The organism is Thauera aminoaromatica, assembly GCF_000021765.1.
Classification (GTDB): domain Bacteria; phylum Pseudomonadota; class Gammaproteobacteria; order Burkholderiales; family Rhodocyclaceae; genus Thauera; species Thauera aminoaromatica.
In genome coordinates, this window is the sequence record NC_011662.2 from 3,941,137 (window position 1) to 3,955,912 (window position 14,776).

Genomic DNA, 14,776 nt, shown 5'->3' on the forward strand with positions numbered 1-14,776 from the left:
CCGCGCCGAGACGCCTACGTGGGCTTCGTGCGCTTCGACTGTGGCAGCTCGACGAAGGCGATGCAGTTCACCAGGTTCCACACCGCCAGCATCGCGTACTTGTCGGACTCGTCGGCCGCGATCTCGCCCAGCCACTTCGACGTATCGCTCGCCACGTAGGCTGCCAGCCCCTTCTCGGGGTGCGCGGCGATATAGCGCCGAAGCGCGCGACTGCGCAGCGACGGGGCGATGTCCTCGCCGAGGCGCGTCGCCGCCACGAAACGCGCGAGCTGGCGCTCCTGCTCGTCCTCCGTGATGACCGGCCAGGCCAGCCCGGACGCCTTCATCGCCTGGAAGCAGACCAGCAGCACCCCGACGGCGAACTCGACCCTCTCCATCGGCACCCCGAGCCGGGGCAGCGCCAGGATCGAGCCCAGCATGTTCGGCTGCATGCGGAAGATCTCGTCGGCGAGACGCTCTTTCTGCGCGCGGTCCATCGCCTGAACGGCATCGACGGCCTTCGCCACCGACTCGGTCGACAACCGGCTCATTCGACACCTCCGCGCGATCCGCACGCAAACCGCTCACCAGACCCACCGCATGCTCGGCCGCGGCCGCCCACACGCGCTCGGCGCCAGCCGGCAAGGGCGACGGCTGCCTGTGCGCGGACGACGCGGAGGATCATCCGCCGGTGTTCAGCGTCGAGAGGCTGCGCGCAGAACGCGTCGGTCAGCGCGGCGATGGCGGCAAACTTCTCCGTCATGGCCTTGGAAATCCGCTCGGTGGTTGTCATCGGCAAAAAGGCAGTGGATGGGGCTCGGCATTGTCGCAGAGCCGCAAGGTCGGCAGGGCTGCGGGTGGAGGACTGGGTTAGTGCGATGAACGCCTGATTTGCGGGTGGCGGCGTTACGGACTCGTCGACATCCTTTGCTGGCGCAACGGCAATCGTCGTTCGAGCGGAGCGGCTCGTGGTCGGCCGGAGCTGCCGGCCGGCTTGCTTAGATTGAACGGCGCCAATCTCGTCGAAACTTGCCGCACGATGCTCAGCGTGGGCGAACGACAGGTCCTCTATCCCGCGAAAACGGCCTGGGTTAGGCACAGACGTTGGGCGATGCCTACGGTGCATCTCTGCTACGGAAAAGCGCTAGACGAAAGCCAGCCTTCCTCAGCAAGCCGATGCCAAGCAAACTTAACGTGATCGGGCTGCATGAGCAGCTTCTTCCGATCGTTCCAGCCGTGCACCGCCGTAATCGCTTCATCGACCGAGCGTACGCCGGGCTCGTGTGCCGCGACCCAGTGAACCGAGGCCAACAGTTCCATGCCATACGACGATTGGTAGCCATCGATAAGCCGCCCCACGCGCTCAACACGGGCTGAGAGCGCCGAATGGCCTTCGTTTGCGATGAACGCCTCGGCTTCGGCAAGTGCGTCTTCCGTGGGCTCGATTTCGGCTTCGACAACACCATCGCCCAGGCCGCGAATGAAGTGCCCTTCCATCGTGTTCAGCGCGTGGCGTAGCGTGTCGGAGTACGGACCGTAGTGGTGCTTCACAAACTGAAGCTGCAGCGGCTCGCCGGCCTCCTGCAGAAAGTACGCAAGCTTCTGAACCTCGATCTTGGATAGCCCGTAGTTCAGCTCACCGTACGTGCTCAAGACCTTGACGATTGCTGCCCGGCCGGGCGTCATGCGGGGACGCTTGGTCCGAACTTCCATCGTCTTTGGATTGGGCGCACCCCCAGGTTCGAAGAGTCGCACTTCAACATCGGGAAGCGCTTCGAATGAAGCTTCGATCAAAGGCCGCACTTGGGTCCAGTCTAGCCCACCGTTCCCGCAACCTAGCGGCGGGATGGCAATTGACCGAATGCCGAGGCGCCGCACCTGCGTCACTAGGTCGATCAAACCGTCGCGGATGAACGCCATCCTAGAGGCGCCGCGCCAATGGTCCTTGGTCGGGAAGTTGATGATGTAGTTCGGCTTGACTAGGCCGCCTGAGTCGTGGATGAACATTCGGCCCGGACGCACTTGCCCCGCCTTGCAAGCTGCCGCGTACTCAGCAAAATTGTCCGGCCACTTGTTCTTGAATTGCAGCGCGATGCCCTTGCCCATCACGCCGACACAGTTCACCGTGTTCACGATGGCGTCGACATCGTCCTGCTTCAGCAGATCACCTTGCGTGAGCTTGATCATGATGGGCTATCCTCAGAAGTACCAGGCCGGCATGATGTCGACCGTCAATGCTACGCCGGCCTGGGCCAGCAACGCCAGTACCTGCGCTTGCCGCGCGGCGTCGATCACGCCCAAGCGAGTCATGCAGTCAAGGGGAACATTGTCCCTCACCAGAAACTCGGCCTGCCGACGCTCCATCCGGTCGGCGTACCGTGCAACGGCCGGATTGTTCTGCCAGAACTTGCAATAGCCGTCGAGCTGCGGCGCTTCGGTCATCAAGTCCCAGGCAACGGCCGTGTCCAGGTGGGCGAGATCGGTGTACGGGGTGCTGAAAGCCAGCGTTGCGTTGCGGTCATAGAAGACGAACGGGCGGCCTCTGGCCACCAAGCACTGCACGGTAGTCTCGAAGTGAACGATGTCAGTCTGCCGCCACTGACATCCCGCGACCCGGCCGCCGTTGATGGCGAACAGCATCGGCGACCGCGGCGCGAAGTAGAACGGCACGAAGTCGTGCACCAACCCGCCCGGCGGATTGGGCACAGCACGCACGGCCCGCGCTCCCTGGGCGCCTGCATGAGCGATGTTCTGGTAGTTGATGCCTGCCGCAGCGCCACCGTTCTTCGACAGCAGCGCCCCGGCAGCGAAGATTGCCGGCAAGTTGGCGATCGCAGTGATGTGGAACAGTCGCGTTGGGTACGGTGCTGGCATCGATCAGCTCCCGTACCCGGAGGCGGACGTTGCCGCTACCGCGCGCCCCTCATACGCCATCAGGATCAGCGGTTTCACGGCATCGAGATCCGCCTGAGACGCCAGAGCCAGTTCCAGGTCGCCGGTCCCCCAATGCCCTTGCTGCCGAACATCCCGCCCATTCGACGGCAGCGGCTGCACTTGATCGGGGTCGACGTGCAGGTAAAGGAGCGACCGAGCCCTTTGCGGCACCACCGTGGCGAAGTTCTTCAGGCGCTTGAAGGCCACGTAGAGCTTGAGCTCCTTGCGCTGCACGTCGTCGCCCAGCGACAAGACGTGCCCCTCCAGCGATGCCACCAGCTCGCAGAGGTGCGGCGGCAACAGCGGAAGCCAGTCGGCGTAGGAACGGTCGCCGCCCGCACCTTTGGCGCTGGTGGGCTCTGCCGCTGGCGCAGGCGCTGCCTTGGCTGGCTTCACGGCCTTGGTTGTCGTCGCCTTGCCCGCATTGGCGCTGGCCGCGTTGGCCAGCTCCAGCAGCAGCAACTCGTCGCCGAAGCGCCGGTAGCGAATCAGCTCGATGTTGCGGTTGATCTGCTGAACCGCATGCCCGTCGTACTTGGTGAAGTCGGCCGCGATGCACACCAGCCGCGGCGCGGTCCAGTCGATGGCATCGGCCGCGGGCTTGCCCAACTGGTCCATCACCAGCAGCTTGAACTCGGCCTGGTGGTCCATCAGCCAGTCCAGGTAGAACAGGCCCTGGTTGATGACGTTCTCGCCGACCGAGCGCTTGTATTCCAGGATGACGGGGCAGTTGTTCTCGTCCAGGCCCAGCGAGTCGATCCGGCCTGCGTGGGTCTTGCCGGTGGAGTATTCGGTGGCCAGGAAACGGATGCCGAGCAGGGTGTCGAGGTTGGCCTCGATCAGCGTCTGCAGCGGCTTCTCAAGGTCGGAGGCGTCACCTTGGAGTTCTAACGCCTTGCCGGACTGCAGGCGAAAAAGCTTGATGTCACTCATGCTGCCTCCTGGCCTTGTTCGAGCCGGAGGCACAAGTCTTCGTACCCCATCAACTTGAGCTGAGCTCGCGCGGCCGACGCGAACGGGCGGTCCGGCTTGGTCAGACGCTGAAGCATGTCCAGCTGACTATCAGCGCGCAGGTGCAGCGACACGAATGCAGACGCTGCCGCGCTCAATTCTGCTGCCGTCTTGTTCTGCACAACGAGCTCGACGATCTCTTGAACTAAGCGCATGGCGCCTTGCCGCGCGGAGACGAGACCTGGAAGGTCCAGCCCCAGGAGTCTGACCGTGTCATGCACACGGGTTCTCTCGTACTCGCCCAAACAGAACCGGGTCGGTCCCATCCTTCCGGTGGCGGTGACCTCGATGAGTCTCACGTCTGCCAGCTTGGCTGGATCCAGCAACACGGGGCGTTCATCTTCAATGCACCGGTCATCCCATGTTGCACGCCTACTGCCTTGCATTAGCGGGAACCAAGCACCTTTGCCCACCGTTTCGTCGGTTGCGTCATCGTGATTGATCTGGTTCGCTCGCTGAGCCGAGAGCCTGAAGTTGTCCCAAGAGAATGCGAGCCAAGGGTAGCCGTCGTCGCTATCGGTGTCGGAGCGCTTGGCCTGCTTTTTCGGACGATAGTGGTCAACGTCCATGAAGGAGTGGACGCAGTCACTCTCGGAGTACCAGCACTTGCCGTAGGACATCTTGGACAGGTAGCGAGCGAACGCACGCCAGATGCGCTTCTTCTTCTCAATGAATGCAGCACGTTGTTCAGCAGGCAACGCCTCCAGCTCCGCTTGTGCTCGCTCGGCGACGCGCAACACCTTCTCCGGAATGAGTTTCGGGTCTCGGCGCACGAAGATCACGACTTCGCCTCCGACACCATTAGTTGCTGAATTAGTGTCTTCATTGCGCGCTGCCGCGCTTCAATGTCAGCCGCGGTGAGCGGCGGCCGGTCGGCGTAGCGCACGTCGTGCCAGGCCCGCAGGAAGTCTTGGTAAAGCGGCTCACGATCCTCATTCAAGAAGCCCAGGCGCGCCAGTTGATCGTTCAGCTCAATCAGCCTTCGCTGCTGACCATCGTCCCGCTTGGGCGCTTGCACAAGCTCATTGCGCTCGTCCACCAGGCGCTGAGTTTCGACGTCTAGGCTGGTCGCCAGACCGAAGATCTCGGTCAGCGTGGCCGTGAAGCCCATGCCTCGCGGGTCGGCGTAGGGCGCGGCTGCGGTCACGCGGCCATCGTCGGTTTGGGCAATCACTCGCACCTCGTCTCGCGACAACGCCGAGATCGTCAGCGGGTTGTGGGAGGTCAGCACGATGTGGCAGTGGTCCTTCTCGGCCGCGATGCCCGTCCAGTCCTCGATCAGCTTCAGATAGCTGTGCTGCCAGTGTGGGTTGAGGTGCGTGTCGGGCTCGTCCAGCAGGAAAAGCGCGCGCTTGCCGCGTGAGACGCGGATGAGGCCCAGAACCATTAGCAGCTGCCGTTCGCCGTCGGACAGGTCGGCAAAGCCCACGTCGCCGCTGGTGTCGTTGCTGCGCGTAACCCAAACCTGGATCTCGCGCACCAGGTCGGAGATGTCCATCGCCTCCAGAGCGTAAAACATCTCGCGCTCGTTCTTGAATTGCTCGGCCAGCTGCTGCAGCCGCGCCAGCGATGGCAGGAAGGCAGCGAACTGTGGCTCCACCTGCTTCTTGTCGCGGTAGTCGTCCACTGCGTTGCCTTCCAGCGCAAACGGGTGAAAGGCCAGTTCCTTGAAGCGGCGCGCGGCGCGGCCAGCGGGTCCGCCGGCGCCCCACAGGTCGTCGGCGCTGGTCTTCCGGCCCTTGGCGAACCAGGGTTCGCGGAACAGTGCCAGCAGCGAGTGAAAGCCGGTGATGCCCAGGCGACCGGCCAGCTCGGCGGTGACCTTGGGGTCTGGAAAGGCGAACAGCGCCAGCATTGCCAGCACGCCATGGATGGGTCGGCAGTAGAAGAGGCGTCGGGCTTCCTGTGCCTTGGCGACCTTCGCTTCGTTGTCCTCGAGCTTGATGTCGTCGTAGTAGCGCCGCTGGTGGCTGTCGAACAACGCCTCCAGTCGGCGGCTGCCGCCGGAGTAGTAGCCGAACACCAGGTCCGGAAACCACTCCGTCTTGCGCTTCTCGAACTCGGTGCGCTTAACCTCCTGCCCGTTGACCCGAATCGCGGGTTCGTCGGGAAAGTTGCTCAGGCACACGCTGGGCGGATTCGGGACCGCCGGCCCCTGCGGCTGGATGCGGTAGGTCACCCGGTAGTGAAAGCGCGGCTCGTTGCGCCGCAGGTCCACCCAGCGGAAGACCTGGGTGATGGCCTCGATGAGGTTGGACTTGCCGGCGCCGTTCTGGCCGATCAGCACCGTGGTGAGCTGGCGCTCATCGAAGTCCAGCTCCAGCCCGCGAAGGTTCTTGAAGCCGTCGATGCTGACCTTATCCAGCCGCATGCCCGGGCTCCAGCGTGGTCTGGTTGTCCTTCACGTGGCCTTGCGCCACCTCCCAAGCGAGTTGCTTGTAGAAGTCGGCGACGGGCAACTCGGCCACCTTGAACAGTGCTTCGGCGCTGGCGGGCGTGCCGATGCGGTGCAGGTGCGCGGCCAGGTAGGGCTGACCCGTCACGTCGTCGTCCTGGCGGCTCTTGGTCATGGCGGCGGTTTCCTTCGGGGCACGGGGTGGGCGGCCGCGGCGCGGTGTGGTTGCCGAGGCGGCATGCGGGGGCGCTGCGCGTTGGGCGGCAATACGGGCCAGCAAGACGCTGGCCGGCTCGTCGGTGGGATCTTGCGGAACCAAGTCGCCGCGGAAGGCTTTGGCGAGAGTGAGCGAGGGAAGCTTCCGTGTCTTGCCTGTTGCCGCAGCGACGCGAGAATCGATGGTGTCGGCAAAAGCGAACAGTTCTCCAACTCGATGAACGATCTGAGCTTGTTCGGGCCCTTCTGGCAGGCGTAGTGGAATTCCGCGCACCTTGGACAAGTTCAGATTTGGCTGCGCGCCGCCTTCCGCAAGCGCGCGCGTTTGCTCGTACTGCGACAAGAGTGCAAGCTTGACGAAGGCGGCGTTGGCTTGCTGCTCATCGACAGTTATCGCAGCGCAGGCCTGATTGATGGTCGCGTCAATTCGAAGCTCGCTGACTTGCCCACGAGTCTTCCCTTCACCGTACATAGCAATGATCAGTGTCCCGGGGCGGTAGACCCTGAGCCTGTGTGCATCGATTGCCGCTTTAGTCACGTACTGGTCGGCAGAGTCGATGTAAGGGCGACTCGTGGCCGCGCTTGTCACCCAAGGGGTCCCGGTCTCTGCGTAGAAGTTGCTGTTTGATCGAAGAGGGGTGGATCCAGTCCCAACTTCCGCGACGTCAGCAATCGTCCTCGCCGACCAAGTATCTAAGCCCACTCCTTGTTCGGCCCGCCAGACTTCAGTCAGGTCGCCAGAAAGCGCAGACGAGAGAACCAGCTTTCGAAACCGCTTGAGCAACGCCGGAATGGCCTCCAGGCGGTCCTGACAGGCCTGGATACGCGCCAGCAGGGCCTCGAGTTGGTCGGCGATGCGGGCCTGTTCTGCCAGCGGCGCAACGAGGACAGGATACTTGGCTACGCGACTTGGCTGGGCGCGGGTCAGGGAGCCGCCTACGCCGGAGACCTCGCTGCACAAGAGCGACCGGAATGACGGTTCGCTGAAGTAGTGCTTCGCGAACCGCGGCACCATGGCGTCAGATCGGAACCCGATCCACTCTGACGAGGCAATTTGCTCGTGATCGCGACGGGTACCGACTGTCCAAACACGATTAATGCGGGGGTTGATCTTGCAGACCAGGACGTCACCAGGCCTGACGGTCTGCTTCGTCGAGCCGATCGCACGTCCCGGTAGCTGCTCGGGGTGCTTTGTTGGGAAGCTCGGCACGCTGTAGAGCTCAAAGACTTCGTCTGGCCGTGTCGCGGGGTTTACCGTGCTGCCGCTAAACGAGTTGAGTTCACCGAATGACGCGACGTCCCAGCCTGCGGGAAGATCGCTGGCCTGTGGAGCGGAATCGATCATGCGATTGCCCCTTCGCCATCTTCCGCCGAATCATCTGCAACTACGGCCTCCAAAACTGCGTCCGGGTCCTCGCCCAGCTCCTCAAGCAGTGAGCGCAACTCAGAGACCGCGGCGTTCAGCTCTTTGAGCGCAAGGCCAGCTAAGAGCGAGGGGTCGTCTCGCGACTGGTCTGTTGAGGCAGCGCCGCTGTCCTTCAGCCAACTGATATCCAGGCTGTCGCCCCGCTGTGCGATCTGCTCGCGCGTGAAGCGGCGCCAGCGCCCGGCCTCGCCGGTATCCTGGCGCGCGGCCAGCGCCGCCGGTCCGCCGCGCGGGTCGCTGCCGAACACATCTTCGAACTTGTCCCGCGGCTGGCTGGCCGGGACATCGGGCGGCGTGCGGAAGTAGTCGCGCGTGAAGGGCGTGCGCTTGCCGAAGGCGGGCATGTTGGCCCGCATGTCATACACCCACACTTCCTTGGTGTTGCCCTTGTCGGTATCGCCGCGGGTGAAGAACAGCACGTTGGTCTTCACGCCCTGGGCGTAGAAGATGCCGGTGGGCAGGCGCAGGATGGTGTGCAGGTTGCACTTGTCCATCAGGTCGCGCCGGATGTCGGCGCCGATGTTGCTCTCGAACAGCACGTTGTCGGGCAGCACCACGGCGGCCCGGCCGCCAGGCTTGAGGGCGCGGTAGATGTGCTGCAGGAAGGCGAACTGCTTGTTGCTGGTCTCGAAGGTGAGGTCGCCGCGCGTGGGCAGACCGCCGCCCTTCTTTGTGCCGAAGGGCGGATTGCTGAGGATGAGCGTGGCCGGAGGCAGGCCTTTGTGGTCATCGCTCAGTGTGTCGCCATAGGTCACGCCGCCTTCGATGCCATGCAGCAGCATGTTCATCAGCGCCAGGCGGTGCGTGTCCTGCACCAGCTCCATGCCGTGGAAGGTCTGGTGCCGGTACTTGCGCTGCGCCTCGTCGCTGAGGCTGTCGAAGTCGTTGTGCTGGCGCAGGTAGTTGTTGGCCGCGATCAGAAAGCCGCAGGTGCCGGCTGCAGGGTCCTGGATCACGTCGCCCAGCTGCGGCTTCATCACGCTGACGATGCTGTCGATCAGGTGGCGCGGGGTGAAGTACTGGCCGGCGCCGCTCTTCTTCTCGCCGGCGTTGCGCTCCAGAAGGTCTTCGTACAGGTCGCCCAGGTCGTCGCGGTCGACGCTGTACCAGTCCAGGCGGTCGATGTCGGTCACCAGCTTGCTCAGCGTGGCCGGCTTGGTGATGAAGGTGTTGGCGTTGGCGTAGATCTCCTGCACGGCACCGCGGCCATGCAAGCCGTAGTCCAGCAGCATCTCTTTGTAGAGGTCGAGCCGGTCCGGCGCCGAGGCACCGAGCAGATCGTCCCAGCGGGTGCCGGCTTGCTCTTCCTTGGGGGAGCCCTGCTTCTTGTCTTTGGCCTTCCAGATCCTGAGCCGCTCCTCCTGGCCTGTCTCCTTCATCATCTTCAGGAACAGCAGGTAGGTCAGCTCGCTCAGGTACTGGTGGTAGGTGACGCCGTCGTCGCGCAGCACGTGGCAAAGCGACCAGAGCTTGGCGCCGATGTCGAGTGCGGCAGTGGGGTTGGACATGGATCGAGAGTTCAAGAAGGAGGGTCAGCGGTTGGCAGCTTCGGGCGGCAAGGCCCAGAGCGCGTCGTTGAAGGCGTCGAGCACGGGCTGAAGTTGGCCGTTGAAGACCTTGTCCAGCCGGTTAAAGCCTCCACCTTCGCGCTTGAAGATCAAGTCGGGGTCGTCGATGGCGGAGCGGTCCACCAGCACATTGGCCTTGGTCTGCGCAGCGATGCGCTTGAGCCAGTCGCGCTGCGGTGTGCTCCAGGGCTTGCCTGCAGGCGGATGCGCCAGCAGATGCTGCAAGGCCCGGTCGACGCGCTCCACATAGGGGACCAGGGCATCGCCGATGGCTGCCTGGCGGATGTAGCCCACGATGCGCGCCGCGATGTCCTGGTTGGTCAGCTCGCGCCAGGCCGAGGCGAGGCTGGTTTCGGTGAAGCCGGCCTGGTCCAGCGCCAAGACCAGTTCGCGCAGCTGCGCGCGGGTCAACTCGCGTGGCCGTGTCAGCACGGTCACCAGCGCCGGAATCTGGTTGCCCTGCGTCTTGATGAACTCGCTGAAGGCGCGGATGTAGTCGTCGGGCTTCTTGCCCTTGCCGTAGCCGCGCTCGGCACGGTCGAAGGCATCGGTGTGCTCTGAAATGAACATCTCGCGCTCGGGGCCATCGCTTCGGCGGTCGAGCAGCTCGCCCAGTTCCGGGTTCTGCACGAACCACGCCGCCACATCGGCCAGTGGCATCGCCTTCAGCTTCTGGACGAAGGCCTGCACCGACATACCCGCCTTGGCCTCGAAGTCCTGCCGGTTCTTGTCGGTGAGGTGGCGCTTCTTGGCCTGCAGCTTGGCCAGGAACTGGTCGCGCACCAGTTCGGTGGCCGATTCATCCTTCAGTGTGGCCAGCTCCTGCGAAAGCTGAGTGAAGGTGATCTTCGGGTTTACGACGACGGGTTTCATGGCCGTCATGTCGCCAATGGCCTCGAAGATGCGGACCGCATCGAACACGCGGAAAGCGTCCTTCACGTCGGTGCCGCCAAAGTTACAGAGCCGCGTCGCGCGGCCCAGCATCTGGTCGAACAGGATGCGGCTGTTCACTTGGCGCAGGAACACCAGGTTGCAGATCTCGGGCACATCGACGCCCGTGGTCAGCAGGTCGACGGTGACAGCGACATTCGGCAGGCGCTCGTTCTTGTAGCGGCGGATCAGCTGCAAGGGCTTGTCGGCCGCGCCGGTGATCTTGATGACGGCGTCGTCCTCGACCGCGCCGTACTGCGCGGCGAAGGCCTTCTTCAACAAGTCCACCACCATGTCGGCGTGGCTGTCGCTGACGCAGAAGATCAAGGTCTTGCGGCGGGAGGCCGGGTCCAGTTCTTGTGCCAGGTAGGTGCAGACCACCTCGTTGAAGGGACGCGTGATGACCTTGCGGTTGAAGTCATCGACCTTGAGCTTGATCTCGTCGGGCGTCTTGAACAGCTCGATCTGCTGGCGGGCGGTGTTGTAGACCTTGACCTCTTCGCCGGCCTTCCACGCAATGCCCTGCCCGGAGAGCAGGGTATGCACCTGGATTGGTGGCTCGTAGTCCACCAGATAGCCGTCGACCACGGCTTCGCGGTAGCCGTAGGCGAAGACGGGCGTACCGAAGATTTGCGTGGTGTGAAGGGCGGGTGTGGCGGTGAGGCCGACCTTCACCGCGTCGAAGTAGTCCAGCACACGTCGGTACTTGGACACGTAGTCGTCGTAGCCACGGAAGCTCAGCTCGGTGTCTGACAGCTCACGGTCCAGCAGGTAGCCGCGGTGGCACTCGTCGACGATGATGCAGTCGTACTGGTCGATGGGCGGCGGCGGCGTGCCGTCGCTGGGGTACAGCACACGCTGCACCATGCCTTGCACGGTGGCCAGGTGCACGGCGGTGTCGTCGTCGGGCGCCTGGACCTCCAGCTCCTTGATGCCGAAGATGTCGGCAAAGGTCTGCAGGCGTTCCATGCGCGTGTCCTTGAACGCGTTGGCGGCCTGCTCGCCCAGGGCCGAGCGGTCGACGAGGAACAGGATGCGCCTGAAGCGTTTGGCCTTGAGCAGGCGGTAGATCAGTGCGATGCAGGTCTTGGTCTTGCCGGTGCCCGTGGCCATGGCCAGCAGGATGGCGCGCTGCCCATCGCGGATGCTGGCTTCGGTGGCCAGGATGGCGCGCTGCTGGTAGGGCCGAAGCGGGAAGCCGAAATCAAACGGCGCATTGGCGAGTTCGGTGTGCGCGCGGTCGTCGTCACGCTGTAGCAGGGCGTTGAGGCCTTCCGGCGTGTACCAGCCGTCGAGGGCGTGACCCAGGTTCGCGGGCCGACGCAGGTCGCAAAACCAGACGCCGCTTCGCTCCGCGAGCTGCCGCAAGTACGGGCGGCCGTTGGACGAAAACACAAAGGGAACTCGAAATTCCGCGTTGGCCCCAAAATTGCTCAGGGGCAGTTCCACCTCGGGCGATACCCGGAAGCCGCGGCTGTAGCGCTTGGCCTGCTGCAATGCGGCTGATACATCGATGTTCTTGCGCTTGGCCTCCACGATGGCCACCGGCATGAGGTCGATGAACAACGCATAGTCGGCTGGCCCGGTCTCGGTGGGCCATTCGGCGATGGCGAGGTTTTGACCGCGTTGGGGACGTATCCCCCTGGCAAATGTGATGCGAGCCGAATCGACCGTCCAGCCTGCGAGGGCAAGCTGTTGGTCGATGAGCCTGCGAGTGTCGCCTTCGCTGATCTGGATGACAGCGGCCGCCGAATCTGCTGCTGCCACGAACTTGGCAATGACTTGGGGCGGCGCGGCTGCAGCTTGGGCTTGGAGTACCTCCAGCCGCTGGAGCAGTTCGGCCTTTGCCGCTTCGGCCTCGGCAGCCATGGTTTCCCAGACAGCGCTGTCGTCCTCGGCTTGTCGGATCTGGACTTGAATCTGATCAAGCGCCTGAGCCGCATCTTTCTGTGCGGCGCGATACTGGCTCAGCTCGGCGCGAAGTGCATCGAGCTCGGTTTTCAGTTCTGCACTCTCGTTTGCCGGGGGCGCTGGCGGCTGGAACGGGCCTGACTTGAAGGCCGGGTCTTTGAAGGTCCGATGGAACCACACGCCGAGTTGCCAGCTAAGCCGAAGGCCCAGCAACGCCGTGCGATGGTCGCCACTCAAGCAATGGTTCGCGTCGTTACCTGCCTTGCGCACCTCGGCGAACAAGGCCCCAACTTCGCGTGGAACGATTCCCTTGTCCTGCAATCTCCGGAGCAGGTCGACCTGCTTCTCGTCAGGCGACGTATAGATTCCCACCTTCGACGCTGCGAGCTGCGCGAGCAGCTCCGTCAGTTGGCGAAGCTTCAGGAGGCAAGTGTTCGGGTCATCAGAAAAATAGCGCTCGGCGAGCATCCCTAGGCGCACCAATTGCTGGTCGTGCACCTTGAGATGTCCGAAATTCGATGGCATGTCGCCAAACATCGGTAGCCTTTCTCGGAGGCTGGCGTTACCTGCGAGATGCCGAGGAATGGCGCTGTCCGGGGGACGTGACCGGCGGCGTAACGATGCCGTGATCACGACAATAGCTGAGCACCATGACCTCCAACATAGACGCAACGCTGCGCCTCTCGACCTCCGCGGCCGTCGACAGCGCGGCTTTGACATCGGGCGGGACTCGGGCGCTGACCACCTCGGTCTTACTCACTGCCACGGCGGAACTCCTGTGTGAAAAACGCTAGCAGATTGCAAGGATAACCTATCCCCTTTCGCGATCGGCCCTGGGGTGTCCTGCTGCCCGTTTCATCGCCGGCGTCCCGAAGGGACTCAAATCCTCCAGCGAGGTCTTTCCAAGAATGACTATGCGCTGCATGGAAGCACATTCACGTCTTCGTGGCCGACTGCGGTCTTTGATAGGACAAGCCTGGTCGACGTCTTCCACGTCTGTTGCTCTCGTTCATCGGGTAGGTAGGCTGCCTTCGAGTCGCCAAACGGCTGAACGGGCGGTCACCGGCGTATTGTCGCCTGTTCCGACACGGCCCATCCGCTGCCGTGATGGGGGCGCTTCCAGTCGCCCCCATCACCACGTCCGAGTCACCACCCTCGCCGATAAGAATCGGGTTACTTGCTTACGCCACCAACCGCGGCGACGCCAGATTTCTACGAAAACTGAACGCCGCTAACAGCCCGATTGGGCGCGGCAGGCCGACGACAGCAACGGCCAAACAACCGCCATCCCGAGACCGCGCCGACCAGACCGGTCAACCTGGACGCCCGCGAGAATGAATGCCACGGATCGAACTCCGTCCTGACCTTCGTACCCTTCACCACCGTGATCAACACGAACGCCGGACCCGCGTCGCGTCACAAACATCCGCCTCGCCCCCGGGCGTTCTACGGCCGTGGTCTTGTGAGGCTAACCCCTCACCCGAACAGCCGCCGATCCCACACCACCGCCTCCGGCGCACCCACCCTCACCCTGGAAAAATCCGGGTGCGCCGGGTTCACGACCGCATTGAACTCCAGCCGCGCCACCACCGACGGCACCACCAGCACCAGGCTTCGCCTCGACGCCAGCCAGTCGTCGCCGAACTGCCGCGCCGCGCCGCTATCTTCTGCATCCCAGCCGTCGGGCAAGCTCGCCTGCTCATGCCGCTCGACCAGCGCATCCTCGTCGGGCACCTCGGCGATCACGATCTGCTGCGTGCCGGGAATGCGTCCGATGCCGGCATGGGCGAGGATCTCGAGCATCGCGCAGGCGGAACTCAAAGAACCATAGATGGCGGGATGCCCCGGGCTGTTCCAGCGCCCGCCCAGCAGCGCGGCGCCGGTTCCGTCCCAGATCGGGTGACGCCGGTCGGCGATGCGGTAGACGCGCATCAGGCGGCGATGCCGTAGAAGAACCTCCACAGCAGGGTCTCGACCCGGCGCGCGCCCAGCTCGGTCATCGCGACCTCGAGCGGAGGCTGCCCGCCCAGCATCGCGTGCGGTGCGTGCAGGAAGGCGAGCGCGTCCTCGTCCGAGTTCCAGACGTGGCGGGCGGTGGCATAGACGCGGGCGAGGCGCTCGATCTTTTCGGATTCGGTGGGGCTGAGACGGTCGCGGCGGCGCTTGAAGGTGGCTTCGGGAACGACGCGGTGGAGCAGGATGCGGCGCTCGTCGGGGTTGCGCCCCAGGCGCTCGACGCCTGCCTTGAGGGCGGCCTTGGGGAGGCCTTCGGCGACTTGCTCGTCGAGTTCGGCAAACGAGTGCGGCGCCGGCGCGAGCGCCATCACTGCGGCGATCTGCTCAGGGGTGACGAGTTGCACGGCGGCGGCTCCGGTATCACATGACGACCTGAATATGGATCATGTG

At 63.9% G+C, this 14,776-nt stretch carries 12 protein-coding genes; all 12 read right to left on the bottom strand.

Going from position 1 to position 14,776, the window contains the following annotated elements:
• Positions 1 to 14: 14 nt before the first annotated feature.
• Positions 15 to 530, bottom strand: a complete 516-nt coding sequence (locus TMZ1T_RS17380) for a hypothetical protein (RefSeq protein WP_004313317.1) — start codon at positions 528 to 530, stop codon at positions 15 to 17.
• Positions 527 to 772 carry a hypothetical protein gene (locus tag TMZ1T_RS21195; protein ID WP_144312179.1) on the bottom strand — a complete coding sequence of 82 codons (246 nt, stop codon included), beginning with the start codon at positions 770 to 772 and terminating at the stop codon, positions 527 to 529. Before TMZ1T_RS21195 ends, TMZ1T_RS17380 begins: the two co-directional genes overlap by 4 nt.
• A gap of 338 nt (positions 773 to 1,110) precedes the next feature.
• Positions 1,111 to 2,166: a type II toxin-antitoxin system antitoxin DNA ADP-ribosyl glycohydrolase DarG gene (gene darG, locus TMZ1T_RS17385; RefSeq protein WP_004313320.1), complete on the bottom strand. Its 1,056-nt coding sequence runs from the start codon at positions 2,164 to 2,166 to the stop codon at positions 1,111 to 1,113.
• 12 nt (positions 2,167 to 2,178) lie between these two features.
• On the bottom strand, positions 2,179 to 2,853 hold the full coding sequence (gene darT / locus TMZ1T_RS17390) for a type II toxin-antitoxin system toxin DNA ADP-ribosyl transferase DarT (protein WP_004313322.1): 675 nt from the start codon (positions 2,851 to 2,853) through the stop codon (positions 2,179 to 2,181).
• 3 nt (positions 2,854 to 2,856) lie between these two features.
• Complete coding sequence (locus tag TMZ1T_RS17395) at positions 2,857 to 3,846, bottom strand: DUF5655 domain-containing protein (protein WP_004313324.1); 990 nt, start codon at positions 3,844 to 3,846, stop codon at positions 2,857 to 2,859.
• A complete protein-coding gene (locus TMZ1T_RS17400; protein ID WP_012586030.1) occupies positions 3,843 to 4,706 on the bottom strand; it encodes a hypothetical protein in 864 nt (287 codons plus the stop codon). Before TMZ1T_RS17400 ends, TMZ1T_RS17395 begins: the two co-directional genes overlap by 4 nt.
• Entirely contained in the window at positions 4,703 to 6,295 is a 1,593-nt protein-coding gene (locus TMZ1T_RS17405; RefSeq protein WP_004299231.1) for an AAA family ATPase, read from the bottom strand. The genes TMZ1T_RS17400 and TMZ1T_RS17405 overlap by 4 nt, the downstream gene beginning before the upstream one ends.
• Positions 6,282 to 7,880, bottom strand: a complete 1,599-nt coding sequence (locus TMZ1T_RS17410) for a restriction endonuclease subunit S (RefSeq protein WP_012586031.1) — start codon at positions 7,878 to 7,880, stop codon at positions 6,282 to 6,284. The genes TMZ1T_RS17405 and TMZ1T_RS17410 overlap by 14 nt, the downstream gene beginning before the upstream one ends.
• On the bottom strand, positions 7,877 to 9,469 hold the full coding sequence (locus TMZ1T_RS17415; RefSeq protein WP_004299236.1) for a class I SAM-dependent DNA methyltransferase: 1,593 nt from the start codon (positions 9,467 to 9,469) through the stop codon (positions 7,877 to 7,879). The genes TMZ1T_RS17410 and TMZ1T_RS17415 overlap by 4 nt, the downstream gene beginning before the upstream one ends.
• A 24-nt stretch (positions 9,470 to 9,493) precedes the next feature.
• On the bottom strand, positions 9,494 to 12,907 hold the full coding sequence (gene hsdR, locus TMZ1T_RS17420; RefSeq protein WP_012586032.1) for a type I restriction-modification system endonuclease: 3,414 nt from the start codon (positions 12,905 to 12,907) through the stop codon (positions 9,494 to 9,496).
• Between the two features lie 939 nt (positions 12,908 to 13,846).
• Complete coding sequence (locus TMZ1T_RS17430; protein ID WP_012586033.1) at positions 13,847 to 14,302, bottom strand: RES family NAD+ phosphorylase; 456 nt, start codon at positions 14,300 to 14,302, stop codon at positions 13,847 to 13,849.
• A complete protein-coding gene (locus TMZ1T_RS17435) occupies positions 14,302 to 14,730 on the bottom strand; it encodes an antitoxin Xre/MbcA/ParS toxin-binding domain-containing protein (RefSeq protein WP_004299248.1) in 429 nt (142 codons plus the stop codon). Before TMZ1T_RS17435 ends, TMZ1T_RS17430 begins: the two co-directional genes overlap by 1 nt.
• Positions 14,731 to 14,776: the final 46 nt, after the last annotated feature.

Coding starts and splice junctions, on each gene's coding strand:
- TMZ1T_RS17415 (WP_004299236.1), bottom strand. CDS start 9,469: ATGTCCAACCCCACTGCCGCACTCGACATCGGCGCCAAGCTCTGGTCG.
- TMZ1T_RS17410 (WP_012586031.1), bottom strand. CDS start 7,880: ATGATCGATTCCGCTCCACAGGCCAGCGATCTTCCCGCAGGCTGGGAC.
- darG (WP_004313320.1), bottom strand. CDS start 2,166: ATGATCAAGCTCACGCAAGGTGATCTGCTGAAGCAGGACGATGTCGAC.
- TMZ1T_RS17430 (WP_012586033.1), bottom strand. CDS start 14,302: ATGCGCGTCTACCGCATCGCCGACCGGCGTCACCCGATCTGGGACGGA.
- hsdR (WP_012586032.1), bottom strand. CDS start 12,907: ATGTTTGGCGACATGCCATCGAATTTCGGACATCTCAAGGTGCACGAC.
- TMZ1T_RS17405 (WP_004299231.1), bottom strand. CDS start 6,295: ATGCGGCTGGATAAGGTCAGCATCGACGGCTTCAAGAACCTTCGCGGG.
- TMZ1T_RS21195 (WP_144312179.1), bottom strand. CDS start 772: ATGACAACCACCGAGCGGATTTCCAAGGCCATGACGGAGAAGTTTGCC.
- TMZ1T_RS17380 (WP_004313317.1), bottom strand. CDS start 530: ATGAGCCGGTTGTCGACCGAGTCGGTGGCGAAGGCCGTCGATGCCGTT.
- TMZ1T_RS17395 (WP_004313324.1), bottom strand. CDS start 3,846: ATGAGTGACATCAAGCTTTTTCGCCTGCAGTCCGGCAAGGCGTTAGAA.
- darT (WP_004313322.1), bottom strand. CDS start 2,853: ATGCCAGCACCGTACCCAACGCGACTGTTCCACATCACTGCGATCGCC.